This is a genomic window from Noviherbaspirillum sp. ST9, assembly GCF_048799745.1.
Taxonomy (GTDB): domain Bacteria; phylum Pseudomonadota; class Gammaproteobacteria; order Burkholderiales; family Burkholderiaceae_D; genus Noviherbaspirillum.
The window spans coordinates 64,317-80,475 of the sequence record NZ_JBLWFR010000006.1; the positions used below are offsets into that span (position 1 = coordinate 64,317).

The window sequence follows — 16,159 nt, forward strand, 5'->3', positions numbered from 1 at the left end:
CGCCTCAGCGAACAATCCCCCCTTTGGCAAACGCCTCACTCGTCGTCCCGCTCAAATGCCCGCGCAACCACTTGTGCGCGGGACTCCGCGTATCCCTTTCATGCCACAGCATGTCCACATGCACGTTCGGCAAATCAAACGGCAGTTCCTTGGTAATCAGCGCCCCGGTAATACCCGTAGAAGCAATCAGGTGGCGCGGCAGCACGGTAATCAGATCGGAGGTTGCCACGACACGGCCGGCGGTAAAGAACTGGTTCACCGTCAGCAGGATGCGCCGTTCGCGACCGATCTTGGCCAGCGCCTCGTCCACCAGGCCATGCGCGCGGCCGGAGAAGCTCACCAGCAGGTGGTTCGCGTCGCAGTAGCTATCGACCGTCAAATCTTCGTTCGCCAGCGGATGGTCCTTGCGCATCACGCACACATAACGTCCTGAATACAGCTGTTCATGCCGGATGGGCGAGACCGAGGTGCCCTGCCCGCCCGCCAGCTGTGCCGTCACGCCGGGGAAAAAGCCCACGGCGAGGTCGATGTCGCCACGAAGCAACATCGGGCGCGGTTCGCGCGTCGTCAGCGGGACCATGCGGATCGTCAGCTTGGGCGCTTCCCGTTCAATGGAACGGACCAGCGCAGGCAACCACAGCGCCGCTGTCGCATCTGCCATTGCCAATCTGAAAGTATTGTGAGCGTTGGCAATATCGAAGTTCTGTTCGGGCGCAATCGCTTCTTCCAGGGCGGAAAGCGCCTGCCGTACCGCCGGCCAGAGGTTTTCGGCGCGCGGCGTGGGTTTGACGCCATGGGCGGTGCGGATCAGCAGTTCGTCCCCGAGGGAGTCGCGCAGGCGGCGCAGGGCGTTCGATACGGCGGGCTGGGTCATGGCCAGGCGGTTGGCCGCACGCGTCAGGTTCTGCTCCGTCATGACGGCATCAAAGACGCGGAGCAGGTTCAAGTCCAGTGTGAGAAAACTCATACTTTTGCCCTAATGCATTGATTAATAAAAAGAAAAATCTTTCTCTGGTATTCACAGGGATTATAGCTGATATGCCAAAAGGAAATTGGTTATATAACTGAGCCCTGCCTATACTGCGATGCAACAAAGAGTAACGTTAGTGCAGTGCAACATTGCCTAGGAGCAAAACATGTCGGTTCTTTCCCTCGCATTCCCCGCTGAAGCCATCGCCGCCAATGCGTTGGCCGTTGCCCGTCCTCTGCTGGGCCTGGGCGTTCTTGCCGCCCTGATGGTGGTCTTCAAGCCCCTGCTGGTCGGCCTGCTGCGCGCAGCCCTGCTGGTCGTCAAGCCGCGCAAGTCGCTGGAAGAACGTTCCCAGCGCAGCATGCTGCAAAGCGTGCTGATGCTCAACCGCATGGCCCGCGAATTCGACGGCGTCCAGCCGAGCCTGGCCAACGAACTGCGCGCCATCGCTTCGCGCCACTAAGTGTGAACTAAATCGGGCATCGAGAGCCAAACATGACCACTTTTGCGCACCCGACCATCGCAACGCGTTCGTACGCTTACCGCCGTCCGGCGGATAGCGTGTTCGGCCAGTTGGTGCACCGCCTGCGGCGCTCGCGCAGCCTGGCGTCGATGCTGCCGGCCCTGTTGTTCAGCGGGCTGATGACACTGGTCGTCACTGCGGTAATGCATGTGACTTCGGGCGCGGTGGTGGATGGTTTCGTCGCACGCTGGATGGAAAGCTGGCTGACCGCCTGGCCGATCGCCTTCCCGGTCGCTTACCTGACCGGCCCTGCGGTGTTGAGGCTCGCTGCCGCGATTTCCGCGCCGGCCCGCATGCAGCCGCGCCATCCCGGCCTCGCATTCGGCGACATCGCGGATGCGTCGCGACGCGTTACGCGCCGCAATCGATACGCTGTTTTGCGCGGCCTGAAGCCGACGCACGATTTTAGTGCCGTGTAACCGAACTGTTGTCTCCTCCTCCCTCCTAAGGAAGGATTAGCCCCGCCAGCAAACGCTCGCGGGGCTTTTTTACGCCGTGTCGATGAGACGGCGAGCGGTTTCCAGTGCCTCCGCCAGCGCCGCGCTTTCGCTCGCAGCGTACTGCTCGGCGTTGTGGCGCGGCGGCCGGTCATCCAGCACGAACCACCAGTCCCAGCGTGACCCGACGCGTTCGGTATGCACCTCGATCTTCCGGTCCTTGTAATGATGTTCCGTCATGTGCGCATTTCTCCGGATGCCCGCGGACAAACCGTTCCTCCGAAATTGGTCAAAAGGGATGTTTCCGCAAGCGATAGGCTCTAAGATACACACTCTTCAGGAGGTGTCATACATGCAGACCCTGCGTCCGCTCAACAAACTTGCCATGCTTTTTGCCGTCGCCGGTCTTGCCGCGTGCTCGACCATGGCGTCCAACCAGAAGGTGACGATCCAGGAAGACTTCGCTTCCACGGACGTCCATGCGCACAGTTTTCCGGGGACGGACAGGGCGACCTGCGAGGCGGCACGGCGCGCGCTGTTGAGCCAGGGGTATGTCATCAATGAAGCGAGTCCGGCGCTGATCCGCGGCCGCAAGAATTTCCAGCCGGGCGCGGACGTGCACGTGCAGATCGAATTCCACGTCGTCTGCGCGCCCGACAGCAAGGGCAGCAACAGTACGACTGCCTTCGCCAACGCCGTGCGCGACCGCTATTCGCTCAGGAAGAGCAGCACCTCCGCCAGCCTCGGCGTGCCGGCCCTCGGCTCGCTCTCGGTGCCCTTCGGAATGAGTGACGAATCCCTGGTGCGGGTAGCCAGCGAAACCATCGCCAACAAACTGTTCTACGAACGCTTCTTCGCCCTCGTTGAACGCTACTTCGACGACTCCGCCGTGCCCGAGGAAGAGAGCACCGCCAACAGCATGAGCGATCAGTGAACCCGATTGATCCTGCCCTGCTGGAATTGCTCGTCACGCGAGAAATGCCCTTCGGCAAATACAAGGGCCGCCTGATCGCCGACCTGCCTGGGCACTACCTGAACTGGTTTGCGCGTGAAGGCTTTCCGCCCGGCGAAATCGGACGTCTCATCGCGCTGATGCAGGAGCTGGACCACAACGGACTGACGTCCCTGCTCGATCCCTTGCGCCACAAACCGCGCGTCTATCGCTGAACGGCAGCCAGCGCCTGGCGCGCCATCTCCAGCGCGCCGTCGTATGAACGTGCGGCCGCAATGAACAGGTTGTTGTGGCAGAACACCGCATCGGCCACGCCCGTGACCGCTGCCAGTTCCTCGCCCTGCAGTCCCGCCCACGCCTGCGGCAGGTCCGCGCGCGCCTCGAAGGTATCCGGATTAGCCGGCACCGTATGCAGCATGTAGCGGTTGTCCGCGATGCCGTAGCTGATCACGAACAGCACCTTCGGCATCTCGTTGCGCACGATCGCGGTCCACGGCAGCGCACCGTTGTCGACGTACAGCAGGCGCCCCTCCTCCAGCACCTGCGCCTTGCGCACGCGCTCAAGCGCCAGCATGCTGCCCACGCGGTACTTCACCTGGTTGACGAGGACATCGACGATGAATTCCATCGCGCGGCGGAACTGCTTCAGACGCATCGCTTCCGCCGCGTCGACGCTGCCGGCGTCCTGCTCGTCCAGCCAGGTCGGATTGAAGCCGGACACGACGGCCGACAACCCGTATCCGCCCGGCGCATTGCGCGCCGTGCCCGTGTCGGACATGTCGAGGTATTGCACCAGGTCGGCATCGATGGCCCATGCAATCTGCTGGGCTTCCTCATCGGCCAGCGCGTGTCCGGTATGCCGTTGCGCCAGCAGCGCCACGCAGCGCGCGCCGTGCGTGCGCCATACCAGGCCGGCGCTGGCATATACCACGCCCGATTGGCGTGCGCCGGAAAAGCCTTTCTGGTGATGGTCGAACCGACCCGACTGCGGATCCCAGATGCCGCCGACGTCGACGGCGAAATCCGCCGCGCGGATCTGCTCCGCGTCACGCGTACGCAACAGCGTGCAACCGGGGAAAACGATGTCCAGCACAGCCACCGCCCAAACGTCGTCGGCGTGGAATTTTCCGGAGTGGGTGGCGATGATCATGGGCGCAGGCAGAAAAGTCGAAAAGCGGGCATTGTAAGCCGTGCGCCGTCATGTCGGACCGAATTATTCCGAAGGCGGCACCGAGCGCTCGATCGACTGCTTGAGGTTTTCCTTGTCGTCAGGCTTCGCTGCCTTGGCCATGGCTTCGACCGGATCGGTTTCGCCAGGTACCGGCGCGCTGAAATCCAGCGGCATCTGCCCGACGCGCCGTGCCTGGTTCGATTGCTGGTCGAAGCTCTGTTCCGCCGCGACCGAGTAGCGGCCATCGTCGGCATCCTCTTCCGACGCTTGGGACAGCGAGGCCGGGGATTGGGTCGATGCACCGGATCGGGCGCTCTCGCGCTGCTCCGCGGCGGTCTGCCCGACAGTCTTCCCGATGCCGTCGTCCGTTCCTTGCGCCACCTGCCCGCCATGCACTTCACCGCGCCATGCACCGGTTTCCGAACCGCGCTCTTCGATGAACTGCTTCAGGCGCGCAAGGTCGTCCTCGATGCGCAGCGCGACCATTTCCTCCGGGTTCCCGCTGCGCTCCGACGGCACTAGTGCAGGGTCGCACTCCACCGTCATGATCACGCGCGCCTTGTCGTCGCCGACCGGTTGCAGCTCGACCTTGCCCGTCTGCATCGGGCCGCCGTCATTGCGCCACGCGATGCAGCGGTCGGGGATCTGTTCGACGATTTCAGAGTCCCACTCCAGCGGCTGGTAGGACATCTTCGCCGACCAGTGCAGGTGGGTGTCGTCGAGCTGGTGCACGGTTTCGACATCCTGCATGAAGCGCGGGTAATCCTCGAACTGCGTGAGCTGGTTGTAGACGACGTGCACCGGCACGCCGACATCGATCGATTGCTGGATTCTTGCCATGATGAACCTCCGTCTTTGAGAGCCTGTTATGAGTCATTTCAGGGGGCGCGCAGCCCCAGGAACAAGTCGGATGCTAGGCGCGGTGACGCGCCGTAGTGGTGCTACGGCAAGGAGCCGCAACACCGCAGGCGGCTTGTTCCTGGGGCTGCCCGGAGGGTTCGGACGAGAAGGGACGCATTGCGGTGTTGCGACGCTTGCTCAGGCAACCAGCCTGAGCGGCGCGCCGCGCCTAGCACTGCGTCCCTTCTCGTCCGAACGCGCCCCCTGAAATGACTCATAACAGGCTCTAGCTTCAGAGCACAAGTTCCGCAACAAGTTGCGTGAATGCGAACAGGATGGTGATTGGATTGCGAGGTATGAACATGAGAGCAGACAGCGCCCTTTCCCATCTCTACAACCGCGAGCGATGCATTGCCGTCCTGCAGGATGGTTCGAAGCGCGAGGTCTGGTGGAGCCGCGACGAGTGGACGTTCTTCTATCCCGACACCGACCCGCCGACGCCCTGCCGCTTCGAGCAGATCAAGGAGTGGCGGCCGGCGTCCATCGATCCGCACTAGGAACGAATGTTGCGTACCTCATTCGTTTTCGCGCTTGAAGGCCGCTCCGCATGTGAATCTTTCCGATGAAGGAGTAAATGATGCAAACGATGACCACCTCTTCGATGCAGCACTGCATCGACGACTGCCTGCATTGCTACCGCACGTGCCTGCAGACGGCGATGAACCATTGCCTGGAGGCAGGAGGAAGGCATACCGAACCCGAGCATTTCCGCTTGATGATGAACTGTTCGGACATCTGCCGCACCGCTGCGGAGTTCATGCTCAGCAACTCACCCATGCATGGGCCAGTCTGTGCCTCCTGTGCGGAGGTATGCAATGCCTGCGCGCAGAGCTGCGAGCAGATCGGGGAAATGGACGAGTGTGTGCAGGCTTGCCGTACCTGCATGGAGAGCTGCCGGCAGATGTCGGGCGGTACGGACATGGGCAACTTTACGGGCCAGGCGCGCAGCACCAGCGTGCTCCAGGACCGGCTACCGATGTGAGGCGCATTCCATGGCTCATCTCCCGCCAGACCAGAATCCCGCGCACAGCCCGCCTGAGGTGCCCGTAACGCCCGGACCGGGGCCGGAAATCCAGCCGGCTTACCGGCCCGAACCCGAGATTCCCTCGCTGCCGCCGGACACCTTCGATCCGGGTGCGCCCTCCGGGCCGGAAGTGGTCCCCGATACGTCGCCGCAGGAAATACCTGTTCCTGGAGAAGCGTAGACGCGCAGACGATGCGCGTGGCCCTGATCAGCGTTACCCCTTCTTCGGCGTCTTGTCCGGCAAGTCGAAGTAATAGTTCATGCGCCGGCGTGGCGCGAGGTATTCGAGCGTCGCGCGCGGCAGCTGCTGCGGCCGCAGGCATTCGGCGATCTGCAGGTCCGGCTCGGCTTCGAGATCGAGCACGACGGCCTCGCTGCTGGGAACATCCGGATCGTGGATCAGCACGCTCGGCCGCAGCGGTTTGCTGGAATTGACCGCGACAACCAGGCCGTGCGTGCCGTCGGACAGTTTCACCACCGTGCCAGGCGGATAGACGCCGAGGCAGCGAATGAAAATGCCCAATGGACCGGCCTCGAGCTGGTTGCGTTTCTGCGCATACATGTGTGACAGCGCCGCATACGGCGACAGTGAATCGGCCGGATTGATGCGGTTGCACAGGTTGTCATAGGTGTTGACGATGGCGACGATACGCGCCAGCGGTGAAATCCGGTCGCCCGCCAGATGGTTGGGATAGCCGGTGCCGTCCATGCACTCATGATGCTGCAGGATGATCTCGGTGGCCTTCTTCGACAGCCCGAGCTTCTGCGCGATCGGCAGTCCATAGGCGCAGTGCTGCTCCAGCAGGTGCTGTTCGGCACGCGTAAGGCCGCTGCCCTTCATCAGGACCTTGTCGGGAATGTCCAGCTTGCCGATGTCGTGGAACAGGCAGCCGAAGCCCAGCTCCTTCACTTCTTCCCGCTCCAGCTTGAGCTGCTTGGCCACCATCATGGCCAGCACCGAGACGTTGAGCGAATGGAAGTACAGGTCTTCGCCGCCGTACTTGTCCTTCATCAGGTGGATCGCGATGTCGCGATCGGTGAGGACCGAATCCACCATTTCGTCGACCAGTTCATTGGCCTGCTGGTAGGCGTCCTGCGGCTTGGAAAAGAGGTTGCTGTTGATCGACTTGAGGGTGCCCGCGGTCTTGAGAAACTTGCGCTCGCATTCCACCACGGCCGCGCGTTGCTGGTTGATGCGTTCGAGGCGTTCGCGCTTTGCCTTGGCCATCGCGCTTTCCGTCGGCACCGCCTCCGCTGCGCTGGCGGCCGCAAGCATTTCCGGCGCCGCCGGTTCGGGGATCACGTCGCTGCGAGCAGGGTCGATGCGAATCGTCTTCAGGCCGAGCTGACGCAACTTGGCGAGCTGCTCTTCGTTCTTGATCTTGAAGCTGTTGCGCGCGAAATCATGGTCGAGCCAATGCAGGTCGAGGATGACGAACATCCCGACCTGCAATTGCTCGATGACGATCGGCGTGGTTTTTGTCTGGATGTTCATGGGATGGGCGGCGGGGTGCCAATCGGACATTTTAACAGCGCCGAACAAGGGAAATCCTTAGCGCAACAAAATGGAAATTTTGCCAATTCTCCGCCGCCTTTGTGCCGCATCAAGCCCGCACCGGCAGTGCTTCGTAACCTATCCGGAGAACTTCCGATTGCACGCAATGGAACCGCCCAAGCAAGCCAAGGAAAAAGTCCGCGAGTACATGGAACGCCGCCAGGTCGAGCGCCGCCAGAACGCCCGGTCGCCCCTGCACGAGCCGGACCAGATCCGGCACGAGATCGGCTGGGACATGGTCGAGCGACGCCAGCAGCAAGACCGGCGCGGCAAGTAGCGCGGTGTTTGTCCTTCCGCCGGTTGGCGGGCCATGCGTGCGGCATAATGGGCCAACGGCCGCCGCTTTCGCCGGCGGCCGGCTTCCGTCAACGACTGCCCCAACACAATGAAAGCCATCCTCACCGGACACACCCGCGGCCTCGGTGCCGCCATTGCCGGCGAGCTGCTCGGCCGGCATATTCCCGTGCTCGGCCTCGCGCGCCGCCGGAATGCCGATCTCGCGCAACGCTTTCCTGTCGGACTCGAACAAGTCGAGCTGGACCTTGCCGACACCGGCTCCCTCGAGGACTGGCTTGCCGGCGACACGCTGGCCACCTTTCTTGCGGGCAGTCCCTCGGTCGTCCTCATCAACAATGCGGGCGTGGTGCAGCCCGTGGGCCCGCTCGGCGCGCAGGACATCCTGTCGATCGCGCGCGCGGTCGCCCTCAATGTCGCCGCGCCGCTGATGCTGTCGCGCGCCGTGACCGCAGCCAGTCCTGCGGCGCATGACTGGCGCATCCTCCATGTATCGAGCGGCGCCGCGCGCAACGCGTATCCCGGATGGAGCGTCTATTGCGCGACGAAGGCCGCGCTCGACCATCACGCCCGTGCGGTCGCCCTCGACAAGGTCCCCGGCTTGCGCATCTGCAGCCTGGCGCCCGGCGTCATCGATACCGACATGCAGACGGAAATCCGCTCGACACCCATGGAAAATTTCCCGCTGCGCGAACGCTTCGAGGCCATGAAGCGCGATGGGGCGCTGACCAGTCCCGAGGACTGCGCGCGGCGCCTCGTCGATTACCTGCTGGACGCGCGCTTCGGCGAGATGCCGGTGGCGGATTTGCGGGACTTCGCTTCCTGAGGGAGCGATGAGGCCGGCGCAATGGATTCTGCTGGCCCTGGCTGCGTGCACTGCATGGTTCCCGCTACAATCCGTTCACGCCGATGACGTCCTGCGCATCGGATCGAAGCGTTTCACCGAGTCCTACATCCTCGGCGAGATCCTCGCCCAGTCAGCGCAACCCCATGCGCGCACCGAGCACCGGCAGGGTTTGGGAAACACCGCGATCGTGTTCGAAGCGCTCAAGACAGGGGCGATCGACGCGTATCCGGAATATTCCGGCACCATTTCCCAGGAGATCCTCAAGCGCAAGGACATCGTCTCGCTGGCGGACATGCACGAGGCGCTTGCCCCGCTGGGATTGGGTGTCGCCATCCCGCTCGGTTTTTCGAATGGCTACGCGCTCGCCATGCGCGCGGAAGCGCGGACCGACCGGATCAGCGGGCTTGCCGCATATCCGGAGCTGCGCCTCGGGCTGTCGCATGAATTCATTGGCCGAAGTGATGGTTGGCCGGGACTCGCGCAACGTTATGCCCTGAAGCACAAGCCGACGGGCATCGACCACGGTCTTGCCTACGAAGCCCTCGCTGCAGCGCAGGTCGATGTCATCGACATCTATACGACCGACGCCAAGCTCCGCCAGTATCGCCTGCGCATGCTCGACGACGATGCCGGCTACTTTCCGCGCTACGACGCCGTAGTGCTGTACCGGCTCGATGCCGCATCGCGCTTTCCGCAGGCATGGCAGGCGCTGCGCGGACTGGAGGGCAAGATCAGCCAGGCCGGCATGGTGGCGATGAATGCCGCCGCCGAGATCGATGGCAAATCCTTTGCCGCTGTCGCGCAATCCTTCCTGCATCCCGCGTCCGCGACGGCAACCGCATCAAGGGGCCTGGCCGGCAAGATATTCGACGGCAGTTTCTGGCGTCTCCTGCGCGAGCACGTCGCGCTGGTCCTGGTGTCCGTGGCCATGGCGGCGCTCGCCGGCATTCCGCTCGGCGTGCTCGCCGCTTTCCAGCCCCGCCTGAGACAGGCGGTGATGGCACTCGTCGGCGTCTTGCAGACGATTCCCTCGCTGGCCTTGCTGGCGATGCTCATTCCCTTGCTGGGAACGATCGGCATGGTGCCCGCCCTCATCGCCCTGTTTCTCTACGCCTTGCTGCCGGTGGTGCGCAACACCTGCACCGGCATCGAGCAGGTCAGTCCCGGCTTGCGCCTGGCAGCGCTGGCGCTGGGCCTGCGCACCCGGCACCGTCTCCTGCATATCGAACTGCCGCTGGCCCTGCCCGTCATCCTGGCCGGACTCAAGACCGCCGCGGTGATGAGCGTCGGCACGGCGACCATTGCCGCCTTCATCGGCGCAGGGGGATTCGGCGAACGCATCGCCACCGGGCTCGCGGTCAACGACAACGACATGCTGCTGGCGGGCGCGCTGCCGGCCGCCTTCCTGGCGCTGTCGATCCAGGGCCTGTTTGAACTGGCGGAGCGCTTGCTGGGAAGGCGCGCCGCATGAACCGCAACCCGTCTTTTAAAGATTTATTTAGAGTGCATCTTCTGGCAGAATAGGCGTGCTCGAATCCGGGCACACAGTCACTTAAAGGAAAATCATGCAATCCGAAGTTTTTCAGTTTCGTGCCGCGACCACGCAGGAATCCATGGCCCATGCCGTCCGTGTGCTGAGTGGTGTCGCCGGTGTCCGCGACGTCACGCCGTCGATCCTTCGCAATGAGGTGAGCGTGCAGTTCAACGCAGAGCTGACATCGAAACAAGACCTGCAGGCGGTGCTTGCGGACGCAGGTTATCCGATCCAGACAGGAAGCCGTGGCGGCTGCGGCGGTGGCGGCGGCGGGTGTTCTTGCAGCTGATTTAGAGTCCAGCCTCGAACAAGTTCGCAGCAAGCCAGGCCGCGAGGCGATATGATTTTGCGATCACCAACCCGACAACGCCGTAGCGCCGTTGTTCATTTCAGGAGAAGCAATCCATGTCGTCCCTGTCCATCAACTCGAACCTTGGCGATCTGCTCGACAACGAGGCAAGCAAGACTATCCTTGAAAAGCATCTCCCCGGCATTTCGACCCACCCGCAGATCAGCATGGGACGCGGGTTTCCCTTGAAAATGGTGGCCGGCTTCTCCGGCGGCCTGATCACCAACGAAGCACTCGAAAAGGTCGACGCCGACCTCAAGACGCTGGGTTGACCAGGTTTCCCGGGCCGCCGCATGGTTCTCCCGGCGGCCGGGAAACGCATCCGGAAGCGGGAATGTCGATTTTGCGCAGCCCCGTTCGTCGTCGGTATAGGACACTGATGTTCCCTACCTCCAAAGGAGACCGACATGCGATTCATGATTCTAGTCAAGGCCGACAGCAACAGCGAAGCCGGCGTCATGCCGAGTGAGCAGTTACTCGCAGAAATGGGCCGGTTCAACGAGGAACTCGTCAAGGCCGGCGTCATGCTGGCCGGCGAAGGCCTTCATCCCAGTTCGAAAGGCGCCCGCGTGCGCTTCTCCGGGCAGGACCGCCAGGTGATCGACGGCCCGTTCACGGAAACCAAGGAGCTGGTCGCCGGCTTCTGGATCTGGAAGTGCGCCTCGCTGCAGGAGGCGGTCGACTGGGTCAAGCGCTGCCCCAATCCGATGCTGGGCGAATCAGAAATCGAAATCCGCCAGATCTTCGAGGCCGACGACTTCGGCGATGCCCTCACACCCGAGCTGCGCGCGCAGGAAGAACGGCTGCGCGAGGAAGTGGCGAAGCAGTCGTAAGCGCTGCGCCTCCTTCAACGGGGCGGCGGTGCCGACGGAAGCGTGTACTCACGGTATTCCCGCATCACCCCGCCTTCCTTGACGCTCCCCTCGGTAACGCCTTCGCCGCGTACCCGTCGCACGCAGGCATCCCTTTCTTCGACCGGCAGCGCGGCACAGCGGGCGAGCGCGTTCTGGTCGAAGTTCCCCTGCGCCGCGTCCAGTTGGCCACGCCTCGCCGCCTCGCGTGCGGCCGCGGCGTCGCGCAGGCAGGCCGCCTTGTCCTGTACGCTTTCGCAAGCAGCACGTTCGCTCTGGTAGCGTGCTTCGATGTCCTTCAGCTTGGCGTCGTCTGCCGCATGGACGGATGAGCACAGCAGGACGGCCGCGCAGACGGCAGGGGGGAAACGCAGGAAGGCGAATGCCATGGCAGGCTCCATCGGAACGGGAATGCCGGGCATGCTACACCTGCCCCCGCTACCGCGCTGCCACGCAGATCAAAAGCCGGGAAGACTGTCCTGCTCGCGTTTCGGCCCGGCCTTAGGCGCCGCTTTTGCCATCAGGCGTTCTGCCGGATAGCGCGTGAAGAAGCTGTCCGCTTCCTCCACCGGACAGTGCAGCCAGTCGTCCACCTGCTGCGGATCGAGGATCACCAGCATGCGTTTCTCGTCGTCCGGCTTGTGGAAGCGCTGCATCAGCGGATCGCCGTCGGCATTGATCGTCAGCATGGTGAAGGACAGCAGCGGCAGGCCGTTCGGGCCGTCCGATTTCACCTCCCAGAGTCCGGCAATTCCCAACGGCGCGCCGTCGGCATCCGCAATTTCCCACCGCTCGGCCTTGCCCGTTTCGTAACAGGGCTCAAAGAAGGAACTGACCGGGATCACGCAGAACTGCCGGCGCTTCCAGGCGTTGCGGAAACTCGGTTTGGTGGCGACGGTTTCGGTGCGCGCATTGTAGGTCTGGCGGGCGAGCTTGGGTTCGGCCCAGTGTGGAACCATGCCGAACATGCCGAGCGCGCACGCCCGGTCGCCATAAACCGCGTCGGCGCGCGGCAGGCGGATCATCGGTGCCATGGAGCCGGGGAAGGCTTCAGCCGGATAACCGGAGTCGGGAGCGGCAACGCCAAAACGCTGTTGTAATTCGTCCCGTGTGGAAGGGCGGTAATTAGCGCACATAGACGTATTTTAGTGCCTGATCGTGCAAGACGCAGTTCTTCCCAGGTAAATGCTTGCCGGCAATCTTGCTGCAGCGTATCGTTGCCTGATCAGGGAGAATGCAATGAGCTCCAGCCGAATCCGTCCTGGACTGGCCGCTTGCCTGTTTGGTGCTGCGCTGTGTTCCGCCGCGAGTGTGCAGGCGGACGAAACCAGGATCTACAAATCCACCGATGCCTCAGGCCGTCCGGTCTTTTCCGACCGTCCGCTCAACCGCAGCTCGAAGGTCTATGCCATGTTCGACGGCACCCACCTGTGGCCGCGCTCGGGCACCGGTCCGATCTCGCTGCCGCAGCTTTCCGTCCGCCGGACATCCGTCGAACCGATCGTCCAGCGCATCGCGCAGTCGCACGGGGTAAACGCCGCCCTGCTCAAGGCCATCATCGAAGTGGAATCCGGCTTCAATGCGAACGCACTCTCCCCCAAGGGCGCGGTCGGCCTGATGCAGGTCATGCCGGCCACCGCCGCGCGCTACGGCCGCTTCGACCTGTACTCACCCGAGCAGAATGTCGACGTTGGCGCGCGCTACCTGCGCGACCTGCTGGCCATGTTCGACGGCAATGTGCGCCTTGCGGTTGCCGCCTACAACGCCGGCGAGAACGCCGTGATCCGCCACGGCCGCCGCGTCCCGCCCTACCAGGAAACGATCAAATACGTCCCCATGGTGCTTGAGCGCTACGACCGCTTCCGCGCCGCCGCGACCTACTGAGGTCGGTGATTTACATACCCTGCGGTCCAAATGTGTATATTTTCGCAATGATCCCGTGTTAGCATGCGTAAAAGTTGTCAAAAACACACCGTTTAAACGGAGGAGACACCGCATGAAAGCGCTCATCACGGACACCGACCCTTCATCCGCGGCCTTCCTGCGCGGCGCCCTGCACGACTGGGGCCACGACGCTACGGTCGCCAACGACATGCCGTCCATCTGGGCGGTCCTGCACGGGGATGACGAGCCCCACCTTGCCATCATGGACTGCGCTGCACCTGGCCTCGGGGGGCTCGACCTGTTCCGGAACATCCGCGCCACGATCAAGCGGCGCAGCGTCTATCTCATCCTCCTGAGTTCGCACGCAGACGCACGCTTCCTTACCGAAGCACTCGAAGCCGGCGCCAACAACTACATCACGCGCGCGACCGGCTACGCCGACCTGCGTATCTGCGTCGACACGGGCCGCCGCCTGCTGGAACTCGAAGAAGCGCTCGTCGCCCGCTCCGCGCGCGACACCCTCACCGGCCTGTACAACCGCGACGCGGTAGTGGACCAACTGAAAAAGGAAATGGTGCGCTGCCAGCGCGACCGCACACCGTTGTCGATTGTCTTTACCGATCTCGACCGGCTGCAGGAGATCAACGACCGCAGCGGCCATCTGGTTGGCGACGCCGTGCTCCAGGAGGTGTCGCGCCGGCTCGGCACATCGCTGCGTTCCTATGACCACCTCGGCCGCTACGGCGACGATGAACTGGTCATGATCCTGCCCAAGTGCAACACCGCGGGCGCGCTCGAAGTGGCCGAGCGTGCCCGCATGGCGGTTGCCGCCTATCCGATCCGCAGCGATGCGGGCGAGCTCCTCACCACGATCACCAGCGTCACCGCTACGGTCAGCGGCCAGAAGGAGGTGCCGCCGGACACGCTGCTGCAGATTGCGGCAACAGCGATGTACCGGGCCAAGGAAGAAGGACGGAACAGGGTAGGACTGGCAAACGCCTACTGTTCGCTGCTCTGAGGTTTCGTGGCGCTGATGATCTGGAAATTGCCGAAGAAGTAGGTCGAACGCTCGCACTTCCACGAACCCTTGGCCTCGAGATACCCGACCGGATCATGCGTATCCCACAGCGCCAGGCCGAGCGGCTCGAACACCTTGAAGTAGGCCCAGCTCAACGCGCGCAGCACGCGCAGGCCCGGACGATGGAATTCGCCGAGGAACAGCCTCCCGCCCGGCGACAGCACGCGACCCGCTTCGTTCAGCGTCTGGCCCTTGAGATCGTGCGGCAGCTCGTGCAGCAGGAAGAAGATCACATTCACCGCCGCCACGCCGTCGCCCAGCTTCATGCAGGTGGCGTTTTCTTCGATGAACTCCACCTTGTCGAGATACTTGCCCAGCTTGCTGCGGGCATGGTCGAGCTCGTTGGGAATGATGTCGACGATCAGCACGCGCTCGGCGCCGCCCTGGATGGCCGCCTTGACCACCCGCGGGATGACGTTGCCGAAGGCGCACGAGGTGATCAGCACCTTCTTGCCTTTCAGGTCCATCTGCCGCATGCCGGCCACGATCCTGGAAACGAGACGGTGGTACTGGAACAGCAGGATCGCCGAGATGATCGGCTGGAAGTCCACCAGCTTGATGAGCTTCATGTTCGAGTAGACCGGGTAGACGTGCGCGCTGGCGCTGCGCCCGGCCGGCGTCATCGCGCGCAGGACCAGTGCGCCGCGCGTAAACACAAAGAAAAACAGGGCCGTCGAGACCAGGACACCGAACAGCACGAGTGCCGCCGTGATCATCCACGTATTCATTTCATCTCCTCACGGAATATTCCGGGCAAACGTCATGCGGAGCAAAACCGATGCCAAGCGGCATGACAGACGAATATGCATGGGGCACAGCGAGATGCCTGCCGGCAGGCGGGAAAAAGGATGGAAAATGCACGGCATCGCGCTGACAGCAGCGCGATTTTCCCGAATGTGAGAGAGACGATTTTCCCGGCGGCTGGAATCCGCCGGGGCGGAATCACGCCGCGCGCAGCTCTTCGTACAGCGCGAGGTATTCCTGGCTGAGCTTGTGGCGCGCATCGAGGTGGATCATCGGCAGGCCGCGGTCATGCGACTCGCGGATCTTGATGGAACTCGAAATCTTGTTGTTCAGGACCGGCAGGCCTTCGGCGAGCAGCTCGTCCACCATGCGTTGCGGCAGGCTCGCGCGCGACTGGAACTGGTTCACCACGATGCCCTCGATCTCGAGGCCGGGATTGTGGTCGGCGCGGATTTCGCCCACGTTGTTCATCAGCGAATAGAGCGCCTGGCGCGAGAAGTCGTCGCAGTCGAAGGGGATCAGGCAGGTGTCCGCCGCGATCAGGGCCGATTGCGTGAAGATGTTGTAGGCCGGCGGCGTGTCGAGGAAGATCTCGTCGTATTCCTTCGCCAGCTCGTTGAGCATGTCGCGCAGCTTGTAGATCTTGTGGCGCGATTCCAGCTTGGATTGAAGCTCGCCGATTGCGGGGTGTGACGGGATCAGCGCCAGGTTCTCGAACGGCGTCGCATGCACGTAGCTGCTGGCCGGTTTCGGATAGATCACGAAAGCAAGCGTCTGCTCAAAGTAATCGGCCAGCGTCGGCGCGGCGTCCTTCGTGGCGTCGCCGAGCAGGTAGCGGCTGGAGTTGCACTGCGGGTCGAGATCGATCAGCAAGGTCTTCTTGCCGTGACGCGCGGCGATGGCGGCCAGATTGACAGCGATCGTCGACTTTCCGACACCGCCCTTCTGATTGAAAATCACGCGCTTCATGCACTACCCCGTAGATGGTTTAACCGTCGCCGATGATAGCATTTGTTGCGTCGCAGCAGCACCCCGGGGCCGGCCGA

General features: G+C 63.0%; 24 protein-coding genes. 15 read left to right on the forward strand and 9 right to left on the reverse strand.

Going from position 1 to position 16,159, the window contains the following annotated elements; translation table 11 throughout:
• Positions 1–4: 4 nt before the first annotated feature.
• Complete coding sequence (locus ACNOHI_RS14685; protein WP_420475424.1) at positions 5–967, reverse strand: LysR family transcriptional regulator; 963 nt, start codon at positions 965–967, stop codon at positions 5–7.
• A 169-nt stretch (positions 968–1,136) separates the two neighbouring features.
• Here ACNOHI_RS14685 and ACNOHI_RS14690 point away from each other — a divergent pair, with 169 nt between their 5' ends.
• Together ACNOHI_RS14690 and ACNOHI_RS14695 are read left to right on the forward strand one after the other, a co-directional pair.
• Entirely contained in the window at positions 1,137–1,433 is a 297-nt protein-coding gene (locus tag ACNOHI_RS14690; protein WP_420475425.1) for a hypothetical protein, read from the forward strand.
• 32 nt (positions 1,434–1,465) lie between these two features.
• The gene (locus ACNOHI_RS14695) at positions 1,466–1,912 is read left to right on the forward strand and encodes a DUF2798 domain-containing protein (protein WP_420475426.1); all 447 of its coding nucleotides are present in this window, start codon (positions 1,466–1,468) and stop codon (positions 1,910–1,912) included.
• Between the two features lie 69 nt (positions 1,913–1,981).
• Here the strand turns inward: ACNOHI_RS14695 and ACNOHI_RS14700 are convergent, their stop codons facing one another.
• Positions 1,982–2,170, reverse strand: a complete 189-nt coding sequence (locus ACNOHI_RS14700) for a hypothetical protein (RefSeq protein ID WP_420475427.1) — start codon at positions 2,168–2,170, stop codon at positions 1,982–1,984.
• 112 nt (positions 2,171–2,282) lie between these two features.
• Between ACNOHI_RS14700 and ACNOHI_RS14705 the strand changes: the two genes are divergently transcribed.
• Together ACNOHI_RS14705 and ACNOHI_RS14710 are read left to right on the forward strand one after the other, a co-directional pair.
• The gene (locus tag ACNOHI_RS14705) at positions 2,283–2,864 is read left to right on the forward strand and encodes a DUF2242 domain-containing protein (RefSeq protein WP_420475428.1); all 582 of its coding nucleotides are present in this window, start codon (positions 2,283–2,285) and stop codon (positions 2,862–2,864) included.
• A 5-nt stretch (positions 2,865–2,869) separates the two neighbouring features.
• Positions 2,870–3,097: a DUF3820 family protein gene (locus tag ACNOHI_RS14710; RefSeq protein ID WP_420475784.1), complete on the forward strand. Its 228-nt coding sequence runs from the start codon at positions 2,870–2,872 to the stop codon at positions 3,095–3,097.
• Here the strand turns inward: ACNOHI_RS14710 and ACNOHI_RS14715 are convergent.
• Entirely contained in the window at positions 3,088–4,032 is a 945-nt protein-coding gene (locus ACNOHI_RS14715; protein WP_420475429.1) for an MYG1 family protein, read from the reverse strand. The two genes, ACNOHI_RS14710 and ACNOHI_RS14715, sit on opposite strands and share 10 nt — an antisense overlap.
• A 63-nt stretch (positions 4,033–4,095) precedes the next feature.
• Complete coding sequence (locus ACNOHI_RS14720) at positions 4,096–4,893, reverse strand: SRPBCC family protein (RefSeq protein WP_420475430.1); 798 nt, start codon at positions 4,891–4,893, stop codon at positions 4,096–4,098.
• Between the two features lie 356 nt (positions 4,894–5,249).
• On the opposite strand from ACNOHI_RS14720, the gene ACNOHI_RS14725 reads away from it, so the two are divergent.
• The 3 genes from ACNOHI_RS14725 (at position 5,250) to ACNOHI_RS14735 (ending at position 6,158) form a co-directional block, all read left to right on the forward strand.
• Positions 5,250–5,450: a hypothetical protein gene (locus tag ACNOHI_RS14725; RefSeq protein ID WP_420475431.1), complete on the forward strand. Its 201-nt coding sequence runs from the start codon at positions 5,250–5,252 to the stop codon at positions 5,448–5,450.
• Between the two features lie 77 nt (positions 5,451–5,527).
• Positions 5,528–5,935: a four-helix bundle copper-binding protein gene (locus ACNOHI_RS14730; protein WP_420475432.1), complete on the forward strand. Its 408-nt coding sequence runs from the start codon at positions 5,528–5,530 to the stop codon at positions 5,933–5,935.
• A 10-nt stretch (positions 5,936–5,945) separates the two neighbouring features.
• The gene (locus ACNOHI_RS14735; RefSeq protein ID WP_420475433.1) at positions 5,946–6,158 is read left to right on the forward strand and encodes a hypothetical protein; all 213 of its coding nucleotides are present in this window, start codon (positions 5,946–5,948) and stop codon (positions 6,156–6,158) included.
• A 33-nt stretch (positions 6,159–6,191) separates the two neighbouring features.
• On the opposite strand, the gene ACNOHI_RS14740 is transcribed toward ACNOHI_RS14735, so the two are convergent.
• Positions 6,192–7,502, reverse strand: coding sequence for an HD-GYP domain-containing protein (locus tag ACNOHI_RS14740; RefSeq protein WP_420475434.1), 1,311 nt, complete (start codon positions 7,500–7,502; stop codon positions 6,192–6,194).
• A gap of 136 nt (positions 7,503–7,638) precedes the next feature.
• Between ACNOHI_RS14740 and ACNOHI_RS14745 the strand changes: the two genes are divergently transcribed.
• The 6 genes from ACNOHI_RS14745 to ACNOHI_RS14770 all read left to right on the forward strand — a co-directional run bounded on the left by ACNOHI_RS14745 (position 7,639) and on the right by ACNOHI_RS14770 (position 11,389).
• A complete protein-coding gene (locus ACNOHI_RS14745) occupies positions 7,639–7,809 on the forward strand; it encodes a hypothetical protein (RefSeq protein WP_420475435.1) in 171 nt (56 codons plus the stop codon).
• A 108-nt stretch (positions 7,810–7,917) separates the two neighbouring features.
• Positions 7,918–8,652, forward strand: a complete 735-nt coding sequence (locus tag ACNOHI_RS14750; RefSeq protein ID WP_420475436.1) for an SDR family oxidoreductase — start codon at positions 7,918–7,920, stop codon at positions 8,650–8,652.
• Positions 8,653–8,659: 7 nt separating this feature from the next.
• Positions 8,660–10,144 carry a glycine betaine ABC transporter substrate-binding protein gene (locus tag ACNOHI_RS14755; RefSeq protein ID WP_420475437.1) on the forward strand — a complete coding sequence of 495 codons (1,485 nt, stop codon included), beginning with the start codon at positions 8,660–8,662 and terminating at the stop codon, positions 10,142–10,144.
• 94 nt (positions 10,145–10,238) lie between these two features.
• The gene (locus tag ACNOHI_RS14760) at positions 10,239–10,496 is read left to right on the forward strand and encodes a heavy-metal-associated domain-containing protein (RefSeq protein ID WP_420475438.1); all 258 of its coding nucleotides are present in this window, start codon (positions 10,239–10,241) and stop codon (positions 10,494–10,496) included.
• 116 nt (positions 10,497–10,612) lie between these two features.
• Positions 10,613–10,828: a hypothetical protein gene (locus ACNOHI_RS14765; protein WP_420475439.1), complete on the forward strand. Its 216-nt coding sequence runs from the start codon at positions 10,613–10,615 to the stop codon at positions 10,826–10,828.
• 135 nt (positions 10,829–10,963) lie between these two features.
• The gene (locus ACNOHI_RS14770) at positions 10,964–11,389 is read left to right on the forward strand and encodes a YciI family protein (protein ID WP_420475440.1); all 426 of its coding nucleotides are present in this window, start codon (positions 10,964–10,966) and stop codon (positions 11,387–11,389) included.
• A 14-nt stretch (positions 11,390–11,403) separates the two neighbouring features.
• On the opposite strand, the gene ACNOHI_RS14775 is transcribed toward ACNOHI_RS14770, so the two are convergent.
• The gene (locus ACNOHI_RS14775) at positions 11,404–11,796 is read right to left on the reverse strand and encodes a hypothetical protein (protein ID WP_420475441.1); all 393 of its coding nucleotides are present in this window, start codon (positions 11,794–11,796) and stop codon (positions 11,404–11,406) included.
• A 69-nt stretch (positions 11,797–11,865) separates the two neighbouring features.
• On the reverse strand, positions 11,866–12,543 hold the full coding sequence (locus ACNOHI_RS14780; protein ID WP_420475442.1) for an SOS response-associated peptidase: 678 nt from the start codon (positions 12,541–12,543) through the stop codon (positions 11,866–11,868).
• A 103-nt stretch (positions 12,544–12,646) separates the two neighbouring features.
• Here ACNOHI_RS14780 and ACNOHI_RS14785 point away from each other — a divergent pair, with 103 nt between their 5' ends.
• Both ACNOHI_RS14785 and ACNOHI_RS14790 read left to right on the forward strand, forming a co-directional pair.
• Positions 12,647–13,291 (forward strand): lytic transglycosylase domain-containing protein, encoded by a 645-nt coding sequence (locus ACNOHI_RS14785; protein WP_420475443.1) that lies wholly within the window; start codon positions 12,647–12,649, stop codon positions 13,289–13,291.
• Positions 13,292–13,403: 112 nt separating this feature from the next.
• Positions 13,404–14,309, forward strand: coding sequence for a diguanylate cyclase (locus ACNOHI_RS14790; RefSeq protein WP_420475444.1), 906 nt, complete (start codon positions 13,404–13,406; stop codon positions 14,307–14,309).
• On the opposite strand, the gene ACNOHI_RS14795 is transcribed toward ACNOHI_RS14790, so the two are convergent.
• Positions 14,291–15,097, reverse strand: coding sequence for a class I SAM-dependent methyltransferase (locus ACNOHI_RS14795; protein ID WP_420475445.1), 807 nt, complete (start codon positions 15,095–15,097; stop codon positions 14,291–14,293). The two genes, ACNOHI_RS14790 and ACNOHI_RS14795, sit on opposite strands and share 19 nt — an antisense overlap.
• A 214-nt stretch (positions 15,098–15,311) precedes the next feature.
• Positions 15,312–16,082 (reverse strand): ParA family protein, encoded by a 771-nt coding sequence (locus ACNOHI_RS14800; RefSeq protein ID WP_420475446.1) that lies wholly within the window; start codon positions 16,080–16,082, stop codon positions 15,312–15,314.
• Between the last annotated feature and the right edge of the window lie 77 nt (positions 16,083–16,159).